Consider the following 23,879-nt stretch of genomic DNA (forward strand, 5'->3'; position numbering starts at 1 on the left):
TTAACTTCAGCCCTGGATAAGCGAATTTGCCCAATAAAGCTATTTTTCTCACTCTCGGCGTTGCTTTCATTTGTAATAGCCCGCTCTTACAAATGAAAGCGCTTTGATATTGAACAAAATATCATCATTGGATTGTAAGTAAGTTTGTTTACAAAACATTTTCTATTCCAAAACCCTTATCCAAACCTGAGATTAGTTAGATTGCTCGGAAAACCCTAAATAATGACTTACAGACGACTTCATCATGTTGACTAGTGTGTTGTCTAGATATTGATACTCATCGGGAATGTCGAGTATATGAATTTCTTTATGGGCGATGTGCCGGGTAAACTGCGCGAGTAACCGGTTTTTGTGTTTTTTCTCCATCACAAAAATGATATTAGCCCATTGAATATCCTTGCTATTGACGGTTCTGTTGGCTTTTGCACTGGTGCCAGCAGACCTCACCGAAATAAAGGGGTGATGTCGCCAAATATGCTCCCCTGTAGGGCTGCGCCACTTATTCCGACTGCAAATAAATAAGATATTTGTTACTTCTTTATGTCCTTTTGTCATGTTATTAGCTTCCATTGCTGAGCGAAAATCTTTCACCTTTAAATACCTTTATTGGGCTGCCTCGCTCAAGTGTCTGGTGCTGTTGCCAGCGGGCTTTTTCTTGCTGTGCCATGTGTTCATGTTTTAGTGCTTCTAACTTTTGAAATAACAAGATACTTGCTAGGCGTTTGTTCGCGTGTTGACTACGTTCACTTTCTACACGTACAGACGGCCAGTAGTGTGGTGTGTTGCGCGTACGGCAGAGTCAGTCGTATTGACGTGTTGACCGCCGGCACCAGAAGCTCGGCATGTTTGAAAAGTGACGCCTTGGTCCAGTTGTGCTTCATTGACCTCGTACATTTGGCCACTAAAAAACCAGTTTTTTCGCTTATGTTTTGGGCGGTATTTACTTTGGCATACCCATAGCATAATACCTTGCCAAGACTTAGCTAAGCGCTGTGCAGAATCAAGTTGAAGTAACACTGATTTAAAGCAGTCACGCTCTTTGAGTTTTTTAGCTTCAATGACTGTAAGTTTGACTCCTTGAGCACGGCATTGTTTTTCAATTACTTTTAACGCCAGCCCTACTGCTTGACAGCATTCTAGTGGTCCTTGGCCTGCAGACAGTTGCAATAAGATCATGATGAACATTCTCCATTGGTCTTAAAGGTTAATACTGGGCGCAGTTTTGCAACGACTGTGATTAACCCTGCATCGATCATGTCTTGGATCACTGTTTCGCATTTTTTGTATGCTTGTGGAGCTTCGTCGTATAACAGTTCTTTATTGCCACATACTACACGGCTGCCTAAAGATGTTCGATATAAGTCTTCGCGTTTGTATTTATGACCTAGGCGGCCATGGCACTCTCCGCGTTTCCATTTTCTACCAGCGCCGTGCGCTAATGAGAATAAGCTGGTAACGTGGCTTTGGGCTGTTGTTTCATCTGTGATAAGTGGTTTGACTAGGTAGCTATAATCTCCACGAGAACCGGGGATCACCACATAGCCTTTGTCACTGGGAGTTGCCCCTTTTCGGTGTAGCCATCCTGTTTTACCCTCTATATTCTTCGCTGAGACGAGATTATGATTGATATCTAATACGTAATTGCCATTGGCGTTTATCGCGTCTAAAAATCGGAGTGCGATGAGTTCACGATTTAATTCCGCCCAACGAACGGCCTCGTCATGTTGAGTCATATAGCCATGAAAACTTTTGTCATCGACAGTTAAACCATGATGATTATAGTTGGTAACATGTTCTACTAAAATCGATTGACCCAGCCCGCGCGAACCGGAGTGAACCAGAAGTTGTAGGTGCTTTTTATTAAGCCCCAAAGTATCAAATGCAGTGTGATCATAAATGCGCTCAATGGCTTGAAACTCTGCAAAATGATTACCACCGCCAATGGTTCCTAAAGCTCGGTCGTAACTGTGAATATTGATACCTTTTTCTGCTTTGCGGCTGGCTATTAATGCAGACCAGCTTTCATCTAAGGGTTGCTCAACATATGCAAGCTTTTTAACGAGTTTCTCTAAATTGACCTTTGATACTTTTGCTGAGGTTTGCCAAAGTGACATGCCGCAGCCGATATCGTTACCAACCAGTGCTGGATAGATTTTATTTTGAGTAAAAAATGCTGCCCCAATAGGGTAACCACGACCGGGGTGCAAATCAGGCATTCCCGCGACGTAATGCATGTCTGGTAAATTTGATGTTTTAATCAGTTGTTCGATTGCCAGCCCTTCAATCCACGTATCTGCGGACGCAATAAGGCTAACATTGTCAGTAATTTTTTGGACGGATCTGTCCATAGTACCAATTCCTTTCTCTGGATAGAAAATTAGGATTTAAAACGTAATACGTATTGGCAGGTCTGGATCTAAGTCGCGTTGACGCGAATGAAACTCACGGTATGTATTTGCATATATAAGGGATGCAAATAAATGACGATTAAGTCACTCGTTTCTTATTGGATAAGACCTGCAAAGGTTGTTGATGTCATAGTCATAATGTTTTCTCCTTTACAGTTAATAGATTAAATGAATTGGGTGTGTTTATTGAACGAGCGCATGGTATTGAAATCGGTAACGTAAAGCAATATTTAATTTACTTTTTTCAAAATAAGCAATGATGAACAGTTTCTTGTGTTCTCGCTTACAGCGCAAGCTAATTAATATGGTATTACGTTTTCACTTTCTCACAGTTCGCGAACACTTTCCTACAGCTGAATACACGAATATTACAGGTTGTATCGGTATTATCGTTGTTATTGAAGCAAGTAATAGGACATAACAATGTTAAATAAATTTTCTCTTTTAATTGCGCTGGCATGCATCGGTGCAAGTCAGGCGAGTGAATTGAGTGACCGTAATGTCGTCACTCGTTCATTGACGGTACAAGACAGTGAATTACAAGTTGTTGGTGCTTTGGGTTACGGTAAAAACGGTGATGAAGACGGTATTGAGGTTGGTTTTGATGCGCGGTATGGCTTAAATGATGATTGGACAATCGGCTTAGGGCATACTCGTTATCGATTTTTAGACCGAGGAGATAGTGACTTAGGCCTTGAACTGACTCTGGGCGCAGGTTTAAAAGGCATGTACGAAAAATTAGGGCAAAGCAATGTTGATGTGCTGGGCTACGGTGCTGATATTATGGGTAAATATGTCTACTCTCAAGATACTGCCTTACTATTTGGTGCGCAATATGTGTTTTGGAATGTACAACATACCGATAAAAACGCGGATGAATATCGGTTTAACCTAGGAGTGCAGCATCAAGTGCTTGAGGATGTAGTAGTGAGTGCTGACTATACACTCAGGAGTTTAAATGATATGACTCAGTCAACCGCACATGAAGCCTCTGTGTCAATGAATTATGCACTTTCCAGAAGCTTAGATGCTGGAGTGTACTTGAAATACTCGAGCTTTAACCCGCAAGAGAATGGCTTTACGGCTGACAGTGCCAACAAACAAGGAGTTGGTGCCTATGTGAGCTACCGTTTCTAGTGTGACTTAGTTGGTTTTATTCATTTAGTACTTGATGATACAGCGTTTCAATAAAGGCTAAAAAAGCACTAACTTTCGGTAACTTTGCTCGATTACGAGGGTATAGTGCATAAACATCAACTTTTGGCATTCCCCACTTGGGCAGGATCTGAATTAAGCTACCTGCCTTTACTTCTTTTGCACACATATATTCAGGCAGTACAGCAACGCCTAAGCCATCTATTATGGATTGTTTAAGCAACGCAAAATCGTCAACGAGTAAACGCGGCTTGTTAGCCAAGGTGATTGACTGGCCATCTTCTGAGTTCAAGTTTAACTTTGTGCCGTTACTCGCGGGGTTCATAATCAGCAGTTGATGCTCAATGAGTTGATCAGCAGAGGTGGGGTTACCGTACTGTGTTAGGTAACGTGGGCTAGCAAATAGTTTACGTGAAACACTGCCCAATTTTTTCGCAATTAACAGTGAATCTTCTAAGTGACCAATGCGTATTACAACGTCGAACCCTTCTTCAATGAAATCGACTCGTCGATTGACTAAATTGAGCTGCACGTTGATTTCAGGGTATTTATGCATAAACTTGCCAAGTGCTGGGCGCAACACTTGTTGGCCCATCGCGACCGATGTGCCAATCTTTAACTGGCCTTTATAACGATGTAACTGTTCACTGACTGAGCTATTCGCTAAATCAATCTCTTCATGTATGCGCTTGCAATGTATAAGATAATGTTTACCTGCTTCTGTTAAGTGCTGTGACCGGGTAGAACGCTCCAGCAAAGTAATATCTAACTGCTTTTCTAAGCGAGATACTTTTCTGCTGACATTTGCTTTGGGGATCCCCAACCGTTCTGCTGCTAATGTGAAACTACCAGCTTCTACTACAGCTAAAAAAACCATCATGTCATTTAAATCATATTGCATAAGTCAGCATCTAATTGTTGTTGATTATGAGAATATCATATCAATTAACGTGCATTTATCAATCTAATTAGACAGCGTACTATTACCACATCAACCAGATAAAATGACTTTACGAAGGGGAAATAGATGCAAGTATTAACAAGAGAATCATTACCACTGGGTGGTTTTGCGGGTTTAACAGAGCATCGTTTAGTGACAGATAGCCGCGTGTTTGCTGGTAGAAAAAGTCCAAATACATTTGAGGGCATTGGTAATTTTGTTTACCTTGCTGACGCACAGTTTAACCCAATGGGTGAAACGCATATGCATCCACATAAAGAAATTGACGTGATCACCATTATGATGGATGGGCGGATTAGTCATGAAGGGTCGTTAGAGCATGGGCAAAGCCTCATTGCAGGAGAAGCGCAGGTACAACGAGCTGGGGGGGAAGGGTTTGAGCATAACGAGGTAAATCCTGATATAACAAAAAATAGATTGCTACAACTGTGGGTTTTACCTGATGAGTTAGGCGAACCAGCGGGGTTTAAGCATTACACAGTGCAACAGGGGGTCACGCGCATCTATGGTGGTAGCAAAAAGCAAACTGACAGTTTTTATAGTAAAACTACCATAGATATTGTGCGTTTAAGAGCCGGTGAAGTATTCACTTCGAACAACGATGTATTGGTTTACGTCAGTAAAGGCAATGCGCGATTAATGGATGACAATGCGTATTACGATGCATCAGAAGGGAGCGTGGTGCGCGCTGAAGGTCTTCATATTGAGGCGAAAAATGACGTAGAAGTAGTTGTTGTGACAGTGACAGCTCCTTAGGTAGCCTGTTTTAATCTATTAATTTATCAGGAGCAAAGCCATGACACATATCAACCCACACCTGATTGCTTTGATTAACTACATTGTATTAGTGCCATTGGTTTACTTTATTCCAACCTGGGTAACGCCTTACTTGCCTAACAATCACTTACTGCAAGTCTGTATTGTTGTTGCGTTAATAGTCCCTATTATGTCTTATGTTGTGATGCCTTTGGTCGTATATTGCTTTGGAAAAAAGGCATCAATGTTAGAGAAACACTGATTGTGTCTCTCCTGTGAGTTTTCAAATAGAGGTAAGCGGACCCCGTTTTTTATAACTGCTTATCAAGCCAGTTAGTGATAAGAGGCACTAGGTTATTGTCTTTATCGAGTAATGGGTAGCCATGCTCAGCTCCTTTATAGCTGACAAACTTGCTATTTATATGCTCTGCATTTTTAAACAATGTTTGTGCGCTGTTATAGGTTCTACCATCTTGTTCCGCGGCAATAATCAGCGTAGGTATGCTGGCCAAATCATTTTTATAATGGGCGATATTGGTGTCACTTTGTGCGGATGAAAAAAACGTGATGGCCGAAATAGACTGGCTTTGGGCTAAAGTAATTGCTTGAGCACCACCACAGCTGGCACCGATAACGGCGATATTGCTATTAGGGCCACTTTTCTCTTTCAGAAAAGTGTATGCAAGCATGACATCATTGGGCCAACTTTTAGATAGTTTTAACCAAGCCGAACGCCGAGTGTCATCTGGTTGCGATCTTACTTTTTCAATATCATATTGATGATTTACGCTTTCTCCAAATCCTCTAAAATCTAAACTTAATGCGTGAATACCTAATTGTGCCAATTGTTCACCTATCTTGGTATACATACTTCGATTGTAATTACATTGATGAAGCATTAAGACGGCACGGTCGCTGGCAATGTTAGGTTTGAAATAGTCTGTTTTTAGAGAAAATTTGTCGGAGGTGATTAATACATTCTCTGTAGCGTGTGCCACAGTAGAAAAGCTCGCAAGGAATATGAGTATGCTGAGTACTTTATAATTTTTTTTCATAATCGTTCTTTTAATTTAAGTGTTGTTCCAACTTAACGATAGCTTATTTTTTTTTCAGTGATTTTCGTTCAGTGAGACAATAAACGCGTTAAGGTGAATTATTAGGTGATTCTAATTGCGGCACCTCAACAAGAGACCTTTGGCTATGAGTATGTGTTTGGTTGTTGGGGCAGATCATTATGAGGAGCGGAGATCGTATTTGTTGTAAAAGTAATATTGATATGATGCTCGTTACTTTTTCGGAGGATAAATTTATCATTTTGATTTTTATGGTTATATTTTTAATTTTTCTTTTTGTTTTCTATTTTTCGCAAATAATAAAAAGTGGTTAAGATTTAGGTAAACCGTAAATGTACAATGACAGCATGTTTTAGGAAAAGGTATCATAACAATGAAAAATAGACTTTTACTTACGCTTTTAAGTACCCTGTGTTTAAGCGCTTGCTCTCAAAATATCACGCGTATAGAGAATGAATTGTTCCCGGTAACAGAGAAGAAATATCAAAATATTTATCCTGGTACATATCAAGGCCGCGGCCCTCATCATGCTTATGATGATGTTGACTTTTTATTACCAACAGAGAAAAAAACAGTTGAACCGGGCATGATCAGTTTTGCGCATTCTGGTATTGATAAAACGTTTGGGTTTGATTATGAAAAGCTACTCTCTCCGACGGCGGAAATAAATAGCCGCAATGCAGGTCATATTACCTGGCTTGGGCATGCAAGCTTTTTGATACAGAAAACCAATGGCGATGCATTCGTTACCGACCCTGTTTTTGGTGAGTTTGATAGATATGGTTGGGTTGGCAGTAAAGTTATTGATGACTTAAACCGCTTGGGCGATGCACCTATAAAAGCAGACCAACTAGATTTTGTTACGGCAATCATGGTTTCTCACAATCATTATGATCATCTTAATAGTGAAACTTTGAATCGTTTTAATGGCAATACGGCTTTGTACTTACCACTGGATACCGCTGATGATGTCAACTATCAGCAAGGCCCCATTACTGAAATGGGATGGTATACACAAACCAAACATAGCAATACCGACCTCCACTTTTTGCCTGCGAATCATACGTCTAGTCATGGCGCGTTTGATACAGATGAAAGTTTATGGGGAAGTTGGTTAATGAACGACGGTAAACACACAGTCTACTTTGCTGGGGATACGGGATATAGCCCCATTTTTAAAGACATACAGCAGCAAGTTGGCGATATAGATGTGTGCCTAATGCCTATTGTTGCATACCCTCGGGGAGCAAGAAAAATGCATATGTCACCAGAAGATGCGGTGCAGGCAGCACTCGATTTAGGTTGTAAGGTGTTTATTCCATGGGGGTATGGTACTTGGGCGTTAGGGTTTGAACACGTCAATGAACCGTTACGCCGATTAGCAACAGCCGTACAAGACATGAAGCCTAACTTTACTGTAAAAACATTACTGGTTGGTGAAAGTGTAAATTATGCTGAGTTATTAAATATGGCTAATTAATATTTAGCCCAACGACCATAATTGTGCATCGCAAAATGTCGCATTAGAGACCATTGTATGAAAAATATAACGGTCTCTTTTACTGTTTCTTTCTTCGCTTCTTATATAATATGCATCTAAATTCAAAGGTATGGAAATATGATGGTATTTCGAGGGGGCTTTTTTTTAGCTGGAATGGTATTGAGTGGCTGTGTCAGTGTTACAGATACACAGCATCTGATAGCAGAGGATTGGCGCTATGCAACAGATCCGCATGGAAGTCGGGCTGTCTTTGAGGGGGGATTAGTGACAAATGGACAAGTTGATATTGGCTTTTTGCGCGTGCCAAGGCTCGACAAGGCGAATAATTCCTGGGTTGAGCTGATATATGATATTCCAACCCGTTCTCTAGGGGGCTACGAAAGCGTCACAGTGACTTATCAAAGTGATAGAGCTCTTATTATTAAATTGTCGCAAAAAGACTATGGTAGGCAGGGTGATAAAAGCTATGCGCATTATCAGGTTACCTTACCAAAGGCAGATAAAAAGACGACGCACACAGTCATGTTATCTGATTTTTCTCGCCCAGATTGGACACCAAAATGGTCAACGGGCAAAGGGATGATAAAGGCACATATCAATGCGCTTTATTTTGTACCCAGTTTAACAGATAAAGACGGTGGCAAGGCCCAGTTGAGCATATCTGCATTGACGCTCAACAAAAAATGAGCGCGTTTAACAGTGATTGCCCATACTCAATGCCTGATGTTTGATTATTATCTGATTCTATTGAGGGTTGTTAATGAGTGTCCTTTTGGCATGAGTAGATAACCGCTGACTATGATTTTGCTGTGATAATTGTCGCAGTCGTTTGACGGCAAAAAACGCAGTTATCATATTAGCTACAGCAATGGCTATAAACATACCGGTTAGTGAGAGGTAGTACAATCCAATTATAGCCAGAGGCAGTGTGAATAGAATTTTATGGCTAAGACTGAGTACATTTGCTTGGGTTGCGTGATTTATTGCGTTTAAATAAGACTGCGTTAGCATAACAAAGCCTGCGCCAATTAAGCTAATAGGTACAAACAGTAAAAATGCATCTAGATCTGCTTTTAACACGTTGCTCAAGTTTAGCGCGATGAAGATAGACTGAGCGTTAGCAAATAAAAGCAGTGCAATGGCGATTTGAATGATAAAAACTATCGCAAAGCTATTTATAATAAATGACTTTACTCGAGAATACTCATTGGCCCACCAGTTTGCTGCAAGAATGCCTGGCAGTGATGCCGTGAATACCATCGGCGTTAGCAAAGCGAGTGCTTCAATTCGAAATACAATGCTCAAAAGTGGTAGTTTTTCGTGCGCAATGCTTGCAACAAAATAGGTGAGTACACCAATACACACAGGCATATACAATTGCTGTAACGTTGCATTTAGCCCTGTGATTGATATTTGCCTGAACGTGTTACGCCATTTTATTTTCTGAATAACGATGTTATCGATACCGAGCATGCGAAACGTTATCAATAATGACACAAACGCAAAACAGGTATCAGAAATTAAATGGCCGTATCCCGCACCCATGATGCCGCTATTTGAAGATTGGGCACACGTACCATCACCAATTAAAATATAGCTTAATGCAAATTTACTGAGCATCCATAAAGTCAGTACTGTGCTCGCTGGTTTTATATGGCCCAAACTACGCAGTATGCCATTACATTGCCAAATGAGTACCAAGGGCAACCAAGAGACTAATCGTATATTGGTATATTCGGTAGCGAGCGAGGTGACCGCTAAGTCCACCGCGGATGTAGGAGAGGAAGTTGTCCCTAATACGGAATATATCAAAGGGGTCGTCATGTAAAGTAGTAGTGAAATGAAGAGTGTGAATAGGCCCACCACAGTTAAAGCTCTTATCACATTGACGTTTAACCCTCCCATCATGTTGTCATCAGAGTATGTTGATGTTTCTGATTTTACACGGCATATCCAATTGTTGGTTGCAATTGATAAAGCGATAGTGAAGCCGGTCATCGCGATTGTAATGGGTGCGCTGAAGCTTAATGCTGAAAGGTGCTCAGAGCACAGTTTCGCAATTAAAGTGATTTCAAATAAATCATATGCAACCAGTAAAAAAATAGCAGGAAAAATTGGCAAAGAACTATAAATAATAAGCTTTAAAACTGAAGTCTTTAACATCCATTGTTGTTTGCATAGTGGCATGTATATTTTATATTCCGTTAGTGAATAAGAAGAAGATAGTGCTTGGTAAACAATAGACCGTGCAATTGGCAAAAAAGTTCTTAGTGGAATGTGAGTTAGCATGAATATGTTTTTATCGTAAGATATTGCGACAATGGATTGAACCGAAGGGGTAGGAAATAGTCATCATCAAAGCACATACGTGAATTTGTAGCGATATGCCAATCGAGTTGATTATTTAAAATAAATCAGCTTGTGTGTCATTGAGTGAATCTAAGTATGTAGAAGTACTCAGTATACAAGAGCATTTCTGATGCTAAATTAAGGCGTCATATAGATCTCATGTGCAGTAAAATAATTCACCCTTCCAGTGTTACCCCTGACTGCCTGCGATATCTGGAGTGTGGTTTTCAGCTACATCGGTTTGGTGAAAATGAAGAGGTGTATAACCCTCCTCATTTTGACAATATGTGATACAGATTTAAATAGGGGTTGGTATTTGAGGTGTTTTACTCCTATTTAACACAATAAGTGCCCCTTGTATGATAAACAAATAAGCACCTGATACGGGCATGATATAGGCCGTGATTGTGCCTAAAAATATGAAGCTCCAGCCCAATTGAAGTGGCACTTTGAGGCCTTGCTTAATCATGGTTTGTAATACATGACCAAATGTTATCCAAAAAGCACCCGTTAATAAAAACCAGGTAATGGCCTCCCTTTTGAAGTTCATTTCCCCATTGGTGATAGTGGCGCTAAACCAACCACTGTCATGCATTTCTAATAGAGTCGGCCAGCCCAAAATCACCCCTATCATGGTGTGAAGTACACCTGTAAAAAATAAAGCATATCCTGAATATTTAGTTAAGTTCACGGTTAATCTCCTTGTTGTATAGCGGGTAAGAATTGTTGCGAAATTAATGCTGATAGCTTTAGGCACTGCGTTACATCGGGTTGCGGTTTTATGTGTAAGAGGCCTAAAAATTGGGCATAGGATATTGCAGCCAGATCTGTGGCTTGCTCAGAGTTTAGTCCTAACTCTTGATAACATGAGGCTAAAAATGCTTGGCGCTGCGTGTCGATTTTCTCTAAGTGTTTGATGATAAATGTTTCAGTGAGTGACCAAGCCCGAATATGTATTTCAGCCTCAATGTTATTACTTGCAATGACTTGGTCAAGTTTTTGTAACTTTTCTAAGGGCGAGCTTTGGGTGTTAGCTTGCGCGATAAAATTGACCGTGGCTTGCTCATACCAGTACTGCATTAATGCATGTACAAAGTCATCTCTATTTTTAAAATGGTGATAGAACGAGCCTTTGGTGACTTCAAAATTTTGGCATAAATTTGCAATTCTAAGGTGTTGCGGGCCAAGCGCGATGAGTTGTTCGAGTGCTTTTTCAAGCCATTGTATTTTGCTGAGCTGTTGGTTTTTTTTATTCATAATCGTTGTTCCTTGACCGCATTGTGAATAACCACTCGGGCAATTATCCAATGAAATGGCGTGATGAGTGCCATATATAATCGGCCTGTAGGCGTTTTAAGGTTGACTAATGTTGACACCGTTGCGTGTTGACCATTTGTAGTTACACTCATGTAAAACTGCATATGCTTATCTTCAGCAAAACTAACTATTTCTTGCTCATGTACAGAGATGACGGTCATAAACCCTGCGGCGTCACCCAGCTTTAAGTTTGTTTTCTCCATTTGTAATGAACTATCTATCGCCACCTTGAAGCCAAAGTACTTGACGACTTTGTTACGGATGTTCATCAATGTATCTACCCACTTAGGCATACGGGAAAATATATTAAGTTGCGCTTTCGCAGCGCTTATTGATGGTTGGCTAACAGGGGCGCTTAAGGCATCTCGAAAGCTATGTTTGCTGCGTTTTGATGCTAAAAAGTCATCTTTTGGTACGGGGACTGCTTTTACTTTCCACATAAACTATTCCTTCAACTACATACCATACCTTATGGTATGTATATGTTGTACTTTTATTATGCAGTTGTAAAGTGATTAATAGTTTTGATGTTATTAAACATGCCCACCAAGGTGGAGAAATAAAAGACAATGCGCTTAAAGCATTGGGTACAAGCCCACTATTTAAAGCAAAAGTTGAGCAAGTAAAAAAAGGTAAGGGGCGTTTTAAACGTAAAGCGAAACATCAAGGCCAAGAGCCTTATCTTATGGCAGTGTAGCGAGCTCTAAGATAAGGCTTTTCTAGAGTGATAGCTTGGTTTCATGGTAGGAGCTGAAGCTTTAATAGTGCAGTGGCCGTCTGGTTTTTGACCTTCGGATAAGCCGAGTATGTTACGGAGTTATTTAGCTGTAAGGCCATACTATTTAACACCATTATTTTTGAACAGCTGAGCGGCGAGTAAACCAGCTAACATGCCAAAAAAGTGGCTACTCCAACTTATGTTTGGCTGATAGCTGAGCAGTGAGAAAGCAAGTCCTCCGTAAATAAAAAAGACCACAATAGCGATGAAAATATTTTTAACGTTACGTTGAAGAAAAGCCAAGGCGAGTAAGTAACCCCATAACCCAAATATTATCAAACTGGCGCCTGCATGATGTGCCGCTGAGCCTAATAACCAAACACCGCTGCCAGCGACGAGCGTAATAAAAGCGAACACGAGAATATATTGTTTAAACCCATTTTGTAGAGCAAGAAACGATAACAAAGCCAGTGGGATCGCATTTGATGCTAAGTGTAGCCAGTTGTGATGTATCCAAGGTGCTAATGGAATCCCGATTAATCCCATTGTGGTACGAGGAATAATACCAAACTGCGAAATGATGCCATTTGTTACTGTGTTAAGTAGCTGAATAAGCAGCATGATTAAAAGTAGTACGGCGATGATCTTGATTGACTGTCTAAATGGCATTGAACGTTTCCGAATATCAAGTTTAAAGTGTTTTTAATATGACAATAATTACCGTAAAGGTGTGGATATCTTATGTGCATAATGCATTAATTACCCCATGTAATTGTAACAGCATATTCCCATTTTGGTTATGCATAAAGAATTAAGTTAAATTAAAATAACAGCTTACATAATTTATTTACGCCAAGTAATTTATTACACAAATAGGGATTTTTAGTGAGTAGCACTTGGTTATCTTGCCGGGGTATGTAGAATGGGAGCTTAAACTTTTACTAAAGCAGATCAGGTGACAATGAATGTCCGATTTTAAAGTTTGGAAACTGATTAGTCTGTTTTGTTTGTTTAGCTTAATGCTGGGTTGTGAATCGAAGGAAGAACGTACGCAACAAACAATCAAATACACACTACAAGAAGCTTCACGTGAGATTAATGCCTTAGGTGAAGCGCTTGAAAAAAAACAAATACGAAATGCGGTATTACTCAGTGAATATGGCAACGTACTCAGTCAGCAAAACCCACAATTTAGTGCCATTGCAGAACTTGTCGCGCAAGATGCAACGACGCAAGGCCCTTTGTATCAAAATTTACTCACCCGCTATCGTCAGCTGAAAGCACCAGAGCCAACGATGCACAGTGATGACATTATTACACAAGCGATGTTATTAAAAGAAGCCGCGACGCGAAGTCTATTTGCAGACGCATTAACCGACCCAATTAATGTATTGGCGGATATGTCAAATGGTACGCTGGCACGTGTAGGGGCTATTAGTAAAGCGGCTGAAGATGCCGCCAATGGCCAAGCCGGTGTCGGTAATCAACTAGTAGGAAATGCCAATTACGGGCAATGGGAAACCCAATCTAATGGCACCAATTTTTGGATGTGGTATGGCATGTATCGAATGTTTGGTGATCTCGTTGGAGGAGTGGAGTATGGGCGTTGGAGCAAACACAGGAAGTATAGTTATTACAACGATTATGGACGAAAACGCTATACCAGTTATAGTAACTATAAGCGTCAAACCGCGGTTGAACAGCGCACTCGCCAGTCTTATAAAAGCCAAGGGAAGCAGTTTACCAGCCCTTATGCCAAGACCAAAGCTGGCGCATCAGGATTGAGTCGTAGTAGCCATACCCCATCATCAGCAACGCGCAGTAGTTACTCGAGAAACAGTAGCTATGCTAAGTCAAATTCTGGCTCGGTGCGTAATAGCTCAAGTAGAACCTCGCGCGGTGTTAGCCGAGGAAAGTAACGAATTAGATAGCGGAGTTTATAAAAATGTACCAAATTAACGGATTAACGGCTTGGTCTCTTCAAGCGCTATTGATAGATATGATTGTTATCATAGCGTTGTTTGTGAGCCTTAAATATATCAAAGGGTGGGTCTCGAACCTCCATGCAAACGATGAAATAACTGAAAAAGACAACTTTGCATTTGGATTAAGTTTTGCGGGCGGGCTTGCTGGACTCGCAGTAGTCTTAACTGGCATTACCAGTGGTGCTTTTGCTGATTCATTATTAGAAGAAGCGACCCAGATGGCTGGTTATGGTGTGGTGGGAATCGTTTTAATTAAAATAGGTCACTTCTTTCAAGATAAAGTGGCATTGAAAAAAGTCGATTTACATGGCGAGATCCTCAAAGGCAATATTACCGCAGCCCTGATTGATTTTGGTCATGTGTTAAGTGTTGCGATTGTGATCCGCTCAGCATTAGTTTGGGTATTAACAGAAGGTTGGTATGGCTTACCTATTGTTGTCATTGCGTTTGTCATAGGTAATATTTGTATGCTGCTAGTGAGTCAATATCGCGTACAGTTATTTAAACGTACCAATCGCAATGGTGACTGTTTACAGCAAGCTATTTTAGATAACAATATTGCGGTTGGGATCCGCTACGCAGGGTTTTTGATTGGCAGTGCATTGGCGTTAACAGCGGCGACTGGGATTGCACCGTACGTGGCAGACACGATTACTTCAAGTTTGATTTATTGGAGCGTATCAGCACTGGGCAGTATAATCGCATTTATCGTGTTGCATTTAGTGATGATCAAAATAATTCTTGCAGGGAAAGACATTTCAGATGAAGTGAATCGTCAGAAAAATATTGGCGTAGCAACAATTTCAGCGGCAATTTCGTTTGCGATAGGTATCACTATGGCCACATTACTTGGCGTATAAACTTTGACAAGCGCATCTTCGCAAAACGCTGAAAACGTGACCAGTAACCTTAAGTTACTCGGTCACGATATCTTACTAATTAGTGTCATGGCGATTCTTGCTGGCTGTGGCCTAATTTATGAATATTTATTATCTCACTATGCAGGGCGTGTTTTAGGATCTGTAGAAAGCGCGATTTATGCCATGATTGGAACAATGATTGTTGCCATGGGGATAGGTGCATTTTTAGCACGTTGGTTTAAAGATCCGTTTACTGCATTTGCATGGCTTGAAAGCTTAATTGCGCTGCTAGGCATGAGTAGTATTTTGATTATTGCCAGTGTTATTGCGTTAACTTATACCCTCCCACATACGTTTTCCAGCTTATATAACCTGCCTGCTGATGCGGTAATTGATGGCAGAGTATTTGAATCACTGCAAAATGTCGCGCGTTTTTTACCGTATATTTTTGGGCTGATGCTCGGCATTTTTATTGGTATGGAGATCCCTCTAATCGCACGTATTCGCCAGCACGTTTATGGGCGATTTTTAGAAAATAACGCAGGCACTATCTATGGTGCTGACTATATTGGCGCGGGTATTGGCGCAGCGATATGGGTGATGATCATGTTGGCGTTGCCGATAATGCAAGCCGCAGCGTGGACTGCATTATTTAACGTGATTGCGGGGCTGATGTTTTTGTGGCGTTATCACCAACATGTGCGTTTCGCTAAGCTGTTATTGCTCTGTCATGTGTTGCTGCTTGGACTGTTTTTGATATTGCTAAGCTATGGTTCTGTGTGGATGAAGGACTTAAGTAATGTATTGTATAAAGACAAGGTAATTTATTCTGAGTCGACTAAGTACCAGCATGTTGTGGTGACTGAGAGGTTGAGCCGCACGCAAGCAATGCCTATTAATGATCTATTCTTAAACGGGCGTCTACAATTTTCCAGTGCCGATGAGCAGATATACCATACGATGTTGGTATACCCTGCGATGTTAGCGGCTAATCGTCACGACCGAGTGTTAATCATCGGTGGCGGTGATGGATTAGCACTGCGCGACGTACTCAAATGGCCGGTTAAAGAAGCGACACTTATTGATTTAGATGGTCAATTACTGTCGCTATTTGGTTTAAAAGGTCAGCCTTTTTCAGCGTTACCGGAGATAACGACTAAGCTATCGGCGTTAAATCACAATGCGTTGAATGATCCTCGCGCCAAAGTCATTGTCACCGATGCCTTTTTAGAAGTAGAGAAAATGCTCGATGATGGGCTGTTATTTGACAGTATAATTATTGATCTGCCAGATCCGAATCACCCAGATTTAAACAAGCTGTATAGTGATTACTTTTACAATCATGTTAGACAGTTATTGGCACCGGATGGTGCATTGTCGATTCAGTCTACTTCTCCATATCATGCAAAGAATGCGTTTATCAGTATTGCTAAAACGGTAAAGCATGCTGGGTTTGCGCATGTTGAGCAATATCAGCAGAATATTCCTTCATTTGGTCAATGGGGTTGGACAATCGCAACTCGAACAGGTCAAAGTGCCAGTGAAAGAATCAAAGCCGTTAACGATTTTCCTGTACCAAGCAATTGGGTTAATCAAGAATATTTACAAGCTGCATTTGCTTTTCCAAATAAATTTTTTGATGGAAATAAAAGTATAGAAGTCAATAGACTGGGTTCTGGTGTGTTGTACGATTATTATCGTCAGGCATGGCAAACAGAAGCCGAGTTGTATAAAAATTGAAATGGAAGGTTGACATAATATGTCAGCTATGCAAATCTTAACTCAGACATAATATGTCATAGTGAATAAGGTATATAAGATGGAATTAAATGAATTATCAATCAAACTTGCATCATTTGAAACTGAAGGTGCAAATTTTGAGTCATTCTTAATTGCGAACGAAGGCGAGCAAGAAGTATTGCAAGTTATTGTAGATGGCAATGATGAGTTACCTATTTTTGTCACTCAAACAGAAGAGCAGCTACTTTGCATCAGTTACTTATTTAATGAAGCAGAAGTTAAAACTGAACTGCGTCATGAATTGAATGAAGCCTTATTAAAGCTGAATGTACCAATTCCTTTGAGCGCATTCGCCAAAATTGATGATCAGTATGCAATATTTGGTGCTTTAGCGGTGAGTTCATCTTTTGATGAAGTGACGCATGAGCTAGTAACATTAGCTGACAATGCAATCGATGCTTTAGACGCTGTGACCGCTTATTTAAACGAATAATAGTGGAGTAAGTTATGAGTATTTTAAAGAAGTTATTTACCGCTGTACGTGGTGGTGCCAGAGAAGTTGGTGAGTCGATTGTGGATGCGAATGGCATTCGTATATTTGAGCAAGAGATAGCGGATGCACAGAATGCGCTACATAAAGCCAAGAAAAGCTTAACGGAAGTGATGGCAAAAGAAATGCAAACGAAGCGTAAAATTAGCGCTTTAGATGACAGTATTGCCGAGCATGAAGAATACGCAGGCCAAGCGTTAGCGAAAGGCAATGAAGCATTAGCAATGGAAATTGCTGAAAAAATTGGTGATTTTGAAACAGAGAAATCTGAACATGATCAAGTACTAGCAGGCTTTAGTAACCATATTGTGGTTTTAAAGCAACAAGTTAAAGATGCTGAAAAATCAATCAAAGAGAATCAACGTCAATTAACGATGGTTAAAACGACCGAAAGTGTTCAGCAAGCAACAATGGCTGTAAATAGCACATTGAATACTAATGAGTCATCGATGACCAACGCGCGTCAATCGTTAGAGCGTATTAAGCAGCGTCAGCAAGATAGACAAGATCAACTCGGTGCAGCGAAGCAACTAGAAGCATCTGCTAATGGTGATGATCTAAAAGCGAAGCTTGCTGAAGCGGGTATTGGTGAGCAAAATCAAAAGAGTAATGATATTCTTGCGCGTATAAAAGCAAAACAAAACGGATAATTTGTTTTACTCTGATAAAGGAGGCTGTGCCTCCTTTTTTGGTTTGGTATTATTGTAAATAAGGCTTCTTATGTTTGGTTTTTTTAAATCTAAAAAAGCGCCAGAGCGCCAACTCTCTCATCCCAGTCAGTTAGCCGTTGGTGATATGCTGACACTGATTGATTCATTTGCGTACCCGGGTTGGCTTAAAGGTCAAACGCTTAAAGTAACCGATGTACAAACTTATCAATATCAGCATAACGCAGAGTACGAGTTTGTACTGGAAAGTGAATCTGGCAAAGTGGCTTTCCTGCAAATTGAACGCAATGATGGCGAAGAGTTTGCTAACTTTTCGGTCAAAATTCAGCGAGAAGACGTGGATGTTATTTTTACTTTGGATGAATTTGCACGTATTTTCGATGAAGAGCAGTTAAGCGAGATCACGACTGTTGCGCAACCCGATGCTTATGCACATTTCTTAGCAGATAAATATAAGCAAAGTGAAACGCCTTATGTGTGTTATTTCCATGAACAAGACTACAGAAATCAAACTTTACCGCGCTATCAAGATGAATCTGGCGAGCCATGTGAAGTGATAAGCTTGATCTCAAGTGACGAAAGTCACAGTATTAATATTGAGATTTGGGAAGGGGGAGAAACAGAAGTGTCTTTGACACTGAGACGCCCTGTAAGTGATGTAATTGACTTGTTCCCAGGGTCAAGGTCGTGACAGATAAGCAAGCCAAGTGGCAACGACAAGAACAAGCCGTTCGAGCCACGCAGATGGCATTTGATTTGACCAGCGATGTGCAAAAAAGCATTAAAAAGCAAGCCATTGATGAAGAGTTAACCCCATCAGATATGATCCGAAAGATTTTACAATTAGATGTAAAATCTAAAAAAACGCGGCAAAGACTGTCATTTAATCTGAATGATGATGAAATTGCAGAGCTGGCAATACGTTTTGGGGTTGCGACAGATGATAAAAGAGCGGTAAAGCAGCAAGTTGCCGATATTCTGATCCAGAAATTTTCAAAAGGTGAGTAGCAGCCTAGGCGCTTATCAATTTGGTATGGGGGTTTTGTATTACCGCTGTTTCTGCACCGTCAAAAGCTGGGCTCCGTTGAAAGTGATTTCCAATTAACTTTGCGTAGCCCAATTTTAGCCCTTTATATTGGCGGTGAGTCTAGGGGCTGTTCTATTTTTGTTCTCTTTGAGCGGTCAGTAATATTGAATATAATAAATTGGCACCCAGTGTACCAGCTGGAATTGTGACATACACACCTGCAACGGCGTTGCAATTCAATATTTTTTCGTCGCCACTCGTGCCAACATATATTGTTCCAGAGGCTTCAACATAGCGCCTTTCTATATATACTTGAGCACAGTGATCAGGTATACATACGCCCGCATACGTCGCAAATAAACTTGCGCAGCATAAAGAGAGTAAATAGTTAGATAACGTCATTTTTTCAGTGAAACTCCAGTGTATGTGTATTTTTCACAAGGTATTTATATTCAATTAGGTTTACTCTAAGGTTGTCATGCAATTGTACCTTTAAAAGATTGGGTATGGAGCGTTCGAGTCCCCCACCAATACCCCATATGATATGATGTTACAGCTGTTTATTCATTGACTAAGACCCGCACGAAAAGGACTATTATGGAAAAAACACGTATTAAGCTACTGCGTTATAATGATATTGCAGTTAGTACAGTCTTTGACAAAGAAGCGGCGTTATTGGCCCAATTGCAAACTAACACGTTAGATCAAAGCTTAATTTTATGGCGAACTAAAGTACCAACATTGGTTTTACCTGCGGGTAACAAATGGCCCATGAGTTCCTCACTGGAAAGTGCGTTATCTGAAATAGGGTGGCAATTATTTACTCGAAAAACAGGTGGTGCACCGGTTCCACAAACCGACCGTGTTATTAACGTATCTCATTTATATCATTGGCCAACCTCAAAACCTTATTCAATTGTTTTGGCATACCAATATTTATGTCGGGCTTTAACTGGCTTTTTGGCATCGTTTGGTATCACCTGTGATGTCCATGCCACGCCTGGGTCATACTGTGACGGCGACTATAATCTAAATATTGCAGGTAAAAAAATAATAGGCACAGCACAGCGTGTTGTCGTAACAAAAGGCGGAGGGCGAATTGTATTGGCGCAAGCATGTATTTTAATAGATGCATTAATGGAAGAGTTGGTTAAACCGGTTAACCTTTGTTATACCCATTGTGGTTATCAAGAATTAATCAAAGCAGATGTACATACCTCTTTATTTGAGCATATAGACGAACGTTTAAATGTCGATATGTTGTTTTCAAAGCTTCAACAAGCCTTTATCGATAGCCAGTTGTATTCCAGTTTTGAATAGTGTGTAATTTATTCAATATAGAATGATTACCTTTACTTTTATTTTACCTGCTTTACTCTCATCTGAGTGCTGTCACTTTTTATTGTGAGCAGCGAGGGATTTTGAGTTTGTATAATCGCGTTCTAGGATGAGTATGATTTTGCAGTATAGAAAGCCGATAAGTCGTTATGGGACACAGATCATAGTAGCTGTCGTGCTATCATTTTTATGTGTCAGCTATAGCTTTGCTGCCGTGAAGATTGCCGTTGTCGGTAAAACTAAAAATGACAGTTTTTATGAGCAGTCTTATCGGGGCTGTGTACAATTTGCACAGCAACATAGAGATATTGAGTGCATATACGATGGTGCCGATGATTATCAAGATGTGCGCACGCAAGTATTAATCGTCGATGATTTGGTGAAAAAAGGCATTGATGGATTACTCATATCTACCACAGATTCCAAATTTTTGGTTGAAGGTGCATTAAAAGCGGCAAAGCGACAGGGTATTCCAGTTATTACTTTTGACTCAGACTTATTGTCCGAACATCAAAGCTATAGACTGGCCTATGTCGGTACAAATAACTTTGATTTTGGTAAGGCACTGGGAGAGGTTGCAAAAAAATATCGCACCAATGAATCACAGGTGTTTTGTATTCAATCTGGTCACCAAACGACGCCTAATTTGAACGAGCGTATTGACGGTGTACGTCATTCTTTGAATAGTGGTGCGCGTGTACCGCTTGATAAAGGCAATACTTGGAAAGAGTATGAACGATGTCCTTTTTATACGATGGGTCGAAGAGAAGATGCCCTCAATCAGCTGCTTGCTATGGTCAGAGCCGCTAACCCGCCTATATTTATCGCTGTAGCAGGATTTGCACAGTTTAATCCTCGCTATATTGAAATGCTGCGACCTTATCAAGATAAAATTAAAAATAGACAGGCAGTGATCATCTCAGCGGATACCGAACAAGTGCAATTGAATGCGTTAAGGCAAGGGTTGGCCACAGAAAATGTGGGTCAAAACCCATTTCAAATGGGCGTAATGGGTGCGCAGCTATTGTATGATGTGATTATTAACAAAAAAATGCCCGATAAAGACAGCTATTTTTTAGACTTTCACTATTGTCAGCAAGCTAACACACAGACGTGTACGGTCAATCATTAGTTGTTTGCTCATTTTCAGTTAACGATATATTTTGGATCGCTCGATGACTTCAATGTCATAACCATCAGGGTCGGTGATAAAAAAGAAGGTGGCAATTAAGGTAGAGTGATTGAAAAATTGTTTTATTTCTTTAGGCTGGTAACCAAGCTCAATGGCGAGTTGGTGCAGCGAATTAAGATCTGGCGTCGTGAAAGCGAGGTGACCATAGCCATTACCTAATTCATACTGGTTTTTTTGTGCATGGTTATGTGTTAATTCGAGTTCAAAATCACTGTCTTCATTACCTAAATAAATCAGTGTAAAGTCATCAAATGTCAAACGACGCTTTTCATGCAAGTTAAATAATGCGTGATAAAATTTAATAGATTGTTCAGCGTTGGTTACCCTAACCATCGTATGGATCATTTTAGCCATGTTGTTCCCGGAGTAAATATGTGTGAATTATATGCCTCGCAACCACAGTTGCTATACGACACAACCAAGCGCTCAATTCGAATTCAAGGTGTTGTTACGAGCTTAGCGCTTGAAAATCAAATGTGGCATTTACTAGAGCAAATTGCACAACAAGAGCAGAGCTCAGTTGCAGAGTTTATTTCCGTCTTATATCAAGAGATTATAGAGCGTCACGGTGAAGTAAAAAACTTAGCATCAATGCTGCGCGTTACTTGCTTAACGTATGTGCTCAATGATAACGGACGTAGCTCAAGTTGAGGTAGTAACTGAGTACTACGTTTTAACTCATGTCTATTTTAATCGTTAAGGCAGGTAGTATGGAAAAAATTGAAGTTAATACTTACTTATTAAATAAGCCATTTACCACAGTGAGTCAGCCATTTGGTGAAGGCGTTGATGTGTATAAAGTAAAAGATAAAATGTTTGCCACCTTAGCCCGAGGTAAAATGGGCAAGGCAGACAGCGATTATTGGTGGATGAATTTAAAGTGTGACCCTGATGAAGCTGCAATACTGCGAGATATCTTTGATGCAGTGATCCCTGGTTACCATATGAATAAACGCCTTTGGAACACCATTATTCTCGATGGCTCAATTCCGCAAGGAGAAATTGAGCGGATGATAGATAATTCATTTTTGCTGGTGGTAGGTAAAATGACGAAAGCTGCGCAAAAGGCAATTCTTCAAAGGTAGATTCCGTGGCCAGTTCGGTCCATTTATCAGTGATTCTAACAGGGCTATATGAATAAATTTTGATTTGATATATTGGATACAATATTTAGTATGAAATTGAACTGTTTTTCGTTACATTGAAGACTGTATTAACTTGTCTATTAATTAAGGAAAAATGATGACTACAGGTAAATTAGGATTGTTTATTGCTACATGGATGACGCTGTGTGTTGGCTGTCAGAGTGTGCAACAAAGTAATTCAGAAAAGGTGGATAGATTAACAGTAGGTGTAGTTCAAAAGGAGATAAAAAATGGTATGCCATCAACGGATGTGGTTGCTGCACTTGGTAGCCCAAATATAGTTAAAACAGCACCAAGCGGAAATGAAGTGTGGGTATATGATAAGTTTTCAAAAGAACAAGTTTATCAGACCTCAGGAGGAACTCTAGGGTACTTTTCTGGCAACGGAGGAGGGATTGTTTCTGCCGAACAAGGCAGTAGTCAGGTTAGTTCGAATACGTTAACGGTCATCATCAAATTTGATCAGCTAAGTAATGTGAGTTCAATTGCTTATCACCGCAGTAAATTTTAATTAACAGGTAAGAGCTAATGAATTTACTGAAGTATTTTAGCGTATTGTTATGCGTGATAAGTGTACTTGGATGTGCATCAAAACAACAGCAAATGTCGACTTTAGAAGTGCGCAGTATGCAAACGAAAGAATACGATAGTACGACTCAATTGGTGGTGTTTAAAGCGTTGATAAATGCATTGTTAGATAGAGGGTTTACTCTGACATCTTCTGACTCTGATGCTGGTGTGGTGTTAGCAAATAGTACGACGACACAAACGAATGGCACAGAAGTACTCACAAAAGCAGTTGCCACGTATTTTACTCTGGGCCTTAATTGGGTATTTGGTGACAATAATCTGGATGATACGATTTCAATCGATATTTCTGCCAATGTAACCCAATTGAAAGGCATAACTCGAGTTCGGATCAACGCCATTGCCAAGCGGTTAAATAGCAGTGGTGAAGTCGTCGAGTCAGATATGATTGTTGAACCACAATATTACAATTCAATTTTTGAACAAATTGAAAAGTCGGTCTTTTTAGAACAAAATCTCGATTAAATCGACAATTAGGCTGTTCATAAGAACTGAAATAGGTGATATTCAGTTCTTATTTTATCGATATAATACCAATCTGCTTATAA

30 protein-coding genes and 1 pseudogene are annotated in these 23,879 nt (G+C 40.2%); 19 read left to right on the forward strand and 12 right to left on the reverse strand.

Annotation, left to right across the window (positions count from 1 at the left end; translation table 11 throughout):
* Positions 1 to 192: 192 nt before the first annotated feature.
* The 3 genes and pseudogenes from J8L98_RS07755 to J8L98_RS07765 form a co-directional block, all read right to left on the reverse strand.
* On the reverse strand, positions 193 to 591 hold the full coding sequence (locus J8L98_RS07755) for a phosphotyrosine protein phosphatase (RefSeq protein ID WP_348771894.1): 399 nt from the start codon (positions 589 to 591) through the stop codon (positions 193 to 195).
* A 130-nt stretch (positions 592 to 721) separates the two neighbouring features.
* Positions 722 to 1,185 (reverse strand): annotated as a pseudogene (gene prfH / locus J8L98_RS07760) (peptide chain release factor H); the annotation flags it as partial.
* Complete coding sequence (locus J8L98_RS07765) at positions 1,173 to 2,348, reverse strand: RNA ligase RtcB family protein (protein WP_210995964.1); 1,176 nt, start codon at positions 2,346 to 2,348, stop codon at positions 1,173 to 1,175. The gene J8L98_RS07765 and the pseudogene prfH, both read right to left, overlap by 13 nt.
* Positions 2,349 to 2,831: 483 nt before the next feature.
* Here J8L98_RS07765 and J8L98_RS07770 point away from each other — a divergent pair, with 483 nt between their 5' ends.
* Positions 2,832 to 3,545, forward strand: coding sequence for a hypothetical protein (locus J8L98_RS07770; RefSeq protein WP_210995965.1), 714 nt, complete (start codon positions 2,832 to 2,834; stop codon positions 3,543 to 3,545).
* Between the two features lie 16 nt (positions 3,546 to 3,561).
* On the opposite strand, the gene J8L98_RS07775 is transcribed toward J8L98_RS07770, so the two are convergent.
* Entirely contained in the window at positions 3,562 to 4,464 is a 903-nt protein-coding gene (locus tag J8L98_RS07775; RefSeq protein ID WP_210995966.1) for a LysR family transcriptional regulator, read from the reverse strand.
* A 126-nt stretch (positions 4,465 to 4,590) separates the two neighbouring features.
* Here J8L98_RS07775 and J8L98_RS07780 point away from each other — a divergent pair, with 126 nt between their 5' ends.
* Positions 4,591 to 5,280: a pirin family protein gene (locus J8L98_RS07780; RefSeq protein WP_210995967.1), complete on the forward strand. Its 690-nt coding sequence runs from the start codon at positions 4,591 to 4,593 to the stop codon at positions 5,278 to 5,280.
* A 40-nt stretch (positions 5,281 to 5,320) separates the two neighbouring features.
* Positions 5,321 to 5,542: a hypothetical protein gene (locus J8L98_RS07785; protein ID WP_210995968.1), complete on the forward strand. Its 222-nt coding sequence runs from the start codon at positions 5,321 to 5,323 to the stop codon at positions 5,540 to 5,542.
* Between the two features lie 49 nt (positions 5,543 to 5,591).
* On the opposite strand, the gene J8L98_RS07790 is transcribed toward J8L98_RS07785, so the two are convergent.
* Positions 5,592 to 6,335, reverse strand: coding sequence for an alpha/beta fold hydrolase (locus J8L98_RS07790; RefSeq protein WP_210995969.1), 744 nt, complete (start codon positions 6,333 to 6,335; stop codon positions 5,592 to 5,594).
* Between the two features lie 391 nt (positions 6,336 to 6,726).
* Here J8L98_RS07790 and J8L98_RS07795 point away from each other — a divergent pair, with 391 nt between their 5' ends.
* Entirely contained in the window at positions 6,727 to 7,833 is a 1,107-nt protein-coding gene (locus J8L98_RS07795) for an MBL fold metallo-hydrolase (protein WP_210995970.1), read from the forward strand.
* 138 nt (positions 7,834 to 7,971) lie between these two features.
* The gene (locus tag J8L98_RS07800; RefSeq protein WP_247682468.1) at positions 7,972 to 8,541 is read left to right on the forward strand and encodes a hypothetical protein; all 570 of its coding nucleotides are present in this window, start codon (positions 7,972 to 7,974) and stop codon (positions 8,539 to 8,541) included.
* Between the two features lie 57 nt (positions 8,542 to 8,598).
* Here J8L98_RS07800 and J8L98_RS07805 read toward each other — a convergent pair whose 3' ends face one another.
* From J8L98_RS07805 to J8L98_RS07820, 4 genes are all read right to left on the reverse strand, one after another.
* Positions 8,599 to 10,041, reverse strand: coding sequence for a hypothetical protein (locus tag J8L98_RS07805; protein ID WP_210995971.1), 1,443 nt, complete (start codon positions 10,039 to 10,041; stop codon positions 8,599 to 8,601).
* Between the two features lie 460 nt (positions 10,042 to 10,501).
* Positions 10,502 to 10,894 (reverse strand): DUF6463 family protein, encoded by a 393-nt coding sequence (locus J8L98_RS07810; protein ID WP_210995972.1) that lies wholly within the window; start codon positions 10,892 to 10,894, stop codon positions 10,502 to 10,504.
* A gap of 2 nt (positions 10,895 to 10,896) precedes the next feature.
* The gene (locus tag J8L98_RS07815) at positions 10,897 to 11,460 is read right to left on the reverse strand and encodes a TetR/AcrR family transcriptional regulator (protein ID WP_210995973.1); all 564 of its coding nucleotides are present in this window, start codon (positions 11,458 to 11,460) and stop codon (positions 10,897 to 10,899) included.
* Positions 11,457 to 11,960, reverse strand: coding sequence for a DUF2867 domain-containing protein (locus J8L98_RS07820; protein WP_210995974.1), 504 nt, complete (start codon positions 11,958 to 11,960; stop codon positions 11,457 to 11,459). Before J8L98_RS07820 ends, J8L98_RS07815 begins: the two co-directional genes overlap by 4 nt.
* Positions 11,961 to 12,034: 74 nt before the next feature.
* On the opposite strand from J8L98_RS07820, the gene arfA reads away from it, so the two are divergent.
* Positions 12,035 to 12,217 carry an alternative ribosome rescue factor ArfA gene (gene arfA, locus J8L98_RS07825; RefSeq protein ID WP_210995994.1) on the forward strand — a complete coding sequence of 61 codons (183 nt, stop codon included), beginning with the start codon at positions 12,035 to 12,037 and terminating at the stop codon, positions 12,215 to 12,217.
* Positions 12,218 to 12,358: 141 nt separating this feature from the next.
* Here arfA and J8L98_RS07830 read toward each other — a convergent pair whose 3' ends face one another.
* Complete coding sequence (locus J8L98_RS07830) at positions 12,359 to 12,907, reverse strand: rhomboid family intramembrane serine protease (protein ID WP_210995975.1); 549 nt, start codon at positions 12,905 to 12,907, stop codon at positions 12,359 to 12,361.
* A gap of 296 nt (positions 12,908 to 13,203) precedes the next feature.
* Here J8L98_RS07830 and J8L98_RS07835 point away from each other — a divergent pair, with 296 nt between their 5' ends.
* The 7 genes from J8L98_RS07835 to J8L98_RS07865 all read left to right on the forward strand — a co-directional run bounded on the left by J8L98_RS07835 (position 13,204) and on the right by J8L98_RS07865 (position 19,049).
* Complete coding sequence (locus tag J8L98_RS07835) at positions 13,204 to 14,157, forward strand: CHAD domain-containing protein (protein ID WP_192506478.1); 954 nt, start codon at positions 13,204 to 13,206, stop codon at positions 14,155 to 14,157.
* Positions 14,158 to 14,183: 26 nt separating this feature from the next.
* Positions 14,184 to 15,083, forward strand: a complete 900-nt coding sequence (locus J8L98_RS07840; RefSeq protein ID WP_210995976.1) for a DUF350 domain-containing protein — start codon at positions 14,184 to 14,186, stop codon at positions 15,081 to 15,083.
* A gap of 3 nt (positions 15,084 to 15,086) precedes the next feature.
* Positions 15,087 to 16,823: a polyamine aminopropyltransferase gene (locus J8L98_RS07845; protein ID WP_210995977.1), complete on the forward strand. Its 1,737-nt coding sequence runs from the start codon at positions 15,087 to 15,089 to the stop codon at positions 16,821 to 16,823.
* Positions 16,824 to 16,902: 79 nt separating this feature from the next.
* Complete coding sequence (locus tag J8L98_RS07850) at positions 16,903 to 17,316, forward strand: DUF2170 family protein (RefSeq protein ID WP_210995978.1); 414 nt, start codon at positions 16,903 to 16,905, stop codon at positions 17,314 to 17,316.
* Positions 17,317 to 17,330: 14 nt separating this feature from the next.
* Positions 17,331 to 18,023 carry a PspA/IM30 family protein gene (locus tag J8L98_RS07855; protein WP_192506482.1) on the forward strand — a complete coding sequence of 231 codons (693 nt, stop codon included), beginning with the start codon at positions 17,331 to 17,333 and terminating at the stop codon, positions 18,021 to 18,023.
* A 70-nt stretch (positions 18,024 to 18,093) separates the two neighbouring features.
* Entirely contained in the window at positions 18,094 to 18,732 is a 639-nt protein-coding gene (locus J8L98_RS07860) for a hypothetical protein (protein WP_210995979.1), read from the forward strand.
* Positions 18,729 to 19,049 (forward strand): hypothetical protein, encoded by a 321-nt coding sequence (locus tag J8L98_RS07865; RefSeq protein WP_210995980.1) that lies wholly within the window; start codon positions 18,729 to 18,731, stop codon positions 19,047 to 19,049. The genes J8L98_RS07860 and J8L98_RS07865 overlap by 4 nt, the downstream gene beginning before the upstream one ends.
* A gap of 151 nt (positions 19,050 to 19,200) precedes the next feature.
* Here the strand turns inward: J8L98_RS07865 and J8L98_RS07870 are convergent, their stop codons facing one another.
* The gene (locus J8L98_RS07870) at positions 19,201 to 19,470 is read right to left on the reverse strand and encodes a hypothetical protein (RefSeq protein WP_210995981.1); all 270 of its coding nucleotides are present in this window, start codon (positions 19,468 to 19,470) and stop codon (positions 19,201 to 19,203) included.
* 195 nt (positions 19,471 to 19,665) lie between these two features.
* Here J8L98_RS07870 and J8L98_RS07875 point away from each other — a divergent pair, with 195 nt between their 5' ends.
* Both J8L98_RS07875 and J8L98_RS07880 read left to right on the forward strand, forming a co-directional pair.
* Complete coding sequence (locus J8L98_RS07875; RefSeq protein ID WP_210995982.1) at positions 19,666 to 20,388, forward strand: lipoate--protein ligase; 723 nt, start codon at positions 19,666 to 19,668, stop codon at positions 20,386 to 20,388.
* A gap of 133 nt (positions 20,389 to 20,521) precedes the next feature.
* Entirely contained in the window at positions 20,522 to 21,538 is a 1,017-nt protein-coding gene (locus J8L98_RS07880) for a substrate-binding domain-containing protein (protein WP_210995983.1), read from the forward strand.
* 18 nt (positions 21,539 to 21,556) lie between these two features.
* Here the strand turns inward: J8L98_RS07880 and J8L98_RS07885 are convergent, their stop codons facing one another.
* The gene (locus tag J8L98_RS07885; RefSeq protein ID WP_210995984.1) at positions 21,557 to 21,952 is read right to left on the reverse strand and encodes a VOC family protein; all 396 of its coding nucleotides are present in this window, start codon (positions 21,950 to 21,952) and stop codon (positions 21,557 to 21,559) included.
* A gap of 18 nt (positions 21,953 to 21,970) precedes the next feature.
* Here J8L98_RS07885 and J8L98_RS07890 point away from each other — a divergent pair, with 18 nt between their 5' ends.
* The 4 genes from J8L98_RS07890 to J8L98_RS07905 all read left to right on the forward strand — a co-directional run bounded on the left by J8L98_RS07890 (position 21,971) and on the right by J8L98_RS07905 (position 23,796).
* Entirely contained in the window at positions 21,971 to 22,249 is a 279-nt protein-coding gene (locus J8L98_RS07890; RefSeq protein WP_210995985.1) for a ribbon-helix-helix domain-containing protein, read from the forward strand.
* A 59-nt stretch (positions 22,250 to 22,308) separates the two neighbouring features.
* On the forward strand, positions 22,309 to 22,683 hold the full coding sequence (locus J8L98_RS07895) for an MmcQ/YjbR family DNA-binding protein (protein ID WP_210995986.1): 375 nt from the start codon (positions 22,309 to 22,311) through the stop codon (positions 22,681 to 22,683).
* Positions 22,684 to 22,840: 157 nt separating this feature from the next.
* Complete coding sequence (locus tag J8L98_RS07900) at positions 22,841 to 23,254, forward strand: hypothetical protein (RefSeq protein ID WP_192506491.1); 414 nt, start codon at positions 22,841 to 22,843, stop codon at positions 23,252 to 23,254.
* Between the two features lie 17 nt (positions 23,255 to 23,271).
* On the forward strand, positions 23,272 to 23,796 hold the full coding sequence (locus tag J8L98_RS07905) for a hypothetical protein (RefSeq protein WP_192506492.1): 525 nt from the start codon (positions 23,272 to 23,274) through the stop codon (positions 23,794 to 23,796).
* Positions 23,797 to 23,879 lie beyond the last annotated feature (83 nt).

Source organism: Pseudoalteromonas sp. MMG013 (genome assembly GCF_018100885.1).
GTDB classification, from domain to species: domain Bacteria; phylum Pseudomonadota; class Gammaproteobacteria; order Enterobacterales; family Alteromonadaceae; genus Pseudoalteromonas; species Pseudoalteromonas aurantia.

Excerpts from the sequence above, each read along its gene's own strand:
- J8L98_RS07765 (WP_210995964.1), bottom strand. The coding sequence starts at position 2,348 with ATGGACAGATCCGTCCAAAAAATTACTGACAATGTTAGCCTTATTGCG.
- J8L98_RS07770 (WP_210995965.1), top strand. The coding sequence starts at position 2,832 with ATGTTAAATAAATTTTCTCTTTTAATTGCGCTGGCATGCATCGGTGCA.
- J8L98_RS07775 (WP_210995966.1), bottom strand. The coding sequence starts at position 4,464 with ATGCAATATGATTTAAATGACATGATGGTTTTTTTAGCTGTAGTAGAA.
- J8L98_RS07780 (WP_210995967.1), top strand. The coding sequence starts at position 4,591 with ATGCAAGTATTAACAAGAGAATCATTACCACTGGGTGGTTTTGCGGGT.
- J8L98_RS07785 (WP_210995968.1), top strand. The coding sequence starts at position 5,321 with ATGACACATATCAACCCACACCTGATTGCTTTGATTAACTACATTGTA.
- J8L98_RS07790 (WP_210995969.1), bottom strand. The coding sequence starts at position 6,335 with ATGAAAAAAAATTATAAAGTACTCAGCATACTCATATTCCTTGCGAGC.
- J8L98_RS07795 (WP_210995970.1), top strand. The coding sequence starts at position 6,727 with ATGAAAAATAGACTTTTACTTACGCTTTTAAGTACCCTGTGTTTAAGC.
- J8L98_RS07800 (WP_247682468.1), top strand. The coding sequence starts at position 7,972 with ATGATGGTATTTCGAGGGGGCTTTTTTTTAGCTGGAATGGTATTGAGT.
- J8L98_RS07805 (WP_210995971.1), bottom strand. The coding sequence starts at position 10,041 with ATGCCACTATGCAAACAACAATGGATGTTAAAGACTTCAGTTTTAAAG.
- J8L98_RS07815 (WP_210995973.1), bottom strand. The coding sequence starts at position 11,460 with ATGAATAAAAAAAACCAACAGCTCAGCAAAATACAATGGCTTGAAAAA.
- J8L98_RS07820 (WP_210995974.1), bottom strand. The coding sequence starts at position 11,960 with ATGTGGAAAGTAAAAGCAGTCCCCGTACCAAAAGATGACTTTTTAGCA.
- J8L98_RS07830 (WP_210995975.1), bottom strand. The coding sequence starts at position 12,907 with ATGCCATTTAGACAGTCAATCAAGATCATCGCCGTACTACTTTTAATC.
- J8L98_RS07835 (WP_192506478.1), top strand. The coding sequence starts at position 13,204 with ATGTCCGATTTTAAAGTTTGGAAACTGATTAGTCTGTTTTGTTTGTTT.
- J8L98_RS07840 (WP_210995976.1), top strand. The coding sequence starts at position 14,184 with ATGTACCAAATTAACGGATTAACGGCTTGGTCTCTTCAAGCGCTATTG.
- J8L98_RS07850 (WP_210995978.1), top strand. The coding sequence starts at position 16,903 with ATGGAATTAAATGAATTATCAATCAAACTTGCATCATTTGAAACTGAA.
- J8L98_RS07855 (WP_192506482.1), top strand. The coding sequence starts at position 17,331 with ATGAGTATTTTAAAGAAGTTATTTACCGCTGTACGTGGTGGTGCCAGA.
- J8L98_RS07860 (WP_210995979.1), top strand. The coding sequence starts at position 18,094 with ATGTTTGGTTTTTTTAAATCTAAAAAAGCGCCAGAGCGCCAACTCTCT.
- J8L98_RS07870 (WP_210995981.1), bottom strand. The coding sequence starts at position 19,470 with ATGACGTTATCTAACTATTTACTCTCTTTATGCTGCGCAAGTTTATTT.
- J8L98_RS07875 (WP_210995982.1), top strand. The coding sequence starts at position 19,666 with ATGGAAAAAACACGTATTAAGCTACTGCGTTATAATGATATTGCAGTT.
- J8L98_RS07880 (WP_210995983.1), top strand. The coding sequence starts at position 20,522 with ATGATTTTGCAGTATAGAAAGCCGATAAGTCGTTATGGGACACAGATC.
- J8L98_RS07885 (WP_210995984.1), bottom strand. The coding sequence starts at position 21,952 with ATGGCTAAAATGATCCATACGATGGTTAGGGTAACCAACGCTGAACAA.
- J8L98_RS07890 (WP_210995985.1), top strand. The coding sequence starts at position 21,971 with ATGTGTGAATTATATGCCTCGCAACCACAGTTGCTATACGACACAACC.
- J8L98_RS07895 (WP_210995986.1), top strand. The coding sequence starts at position 22,309 with ATGGAAAAAATTGAAGTTAATACTTACTTATTAAATAAGCCATTTACC.
- J8L98_RS07900 (WP_192506491.1), top strand. The coding sequence starts at position 22,841 with ATGACTACAGGTAAATTAGGATTGTTTATTGCTACATGGATGACGCTG.
- J8L98_RS07905 (WP_192506492.1), top strand. The coding sequence starts at position 23,272 with ATGAATTTACTGAAGTATTTTAGCGTATTGTTATGCGTGATAAGTGTA.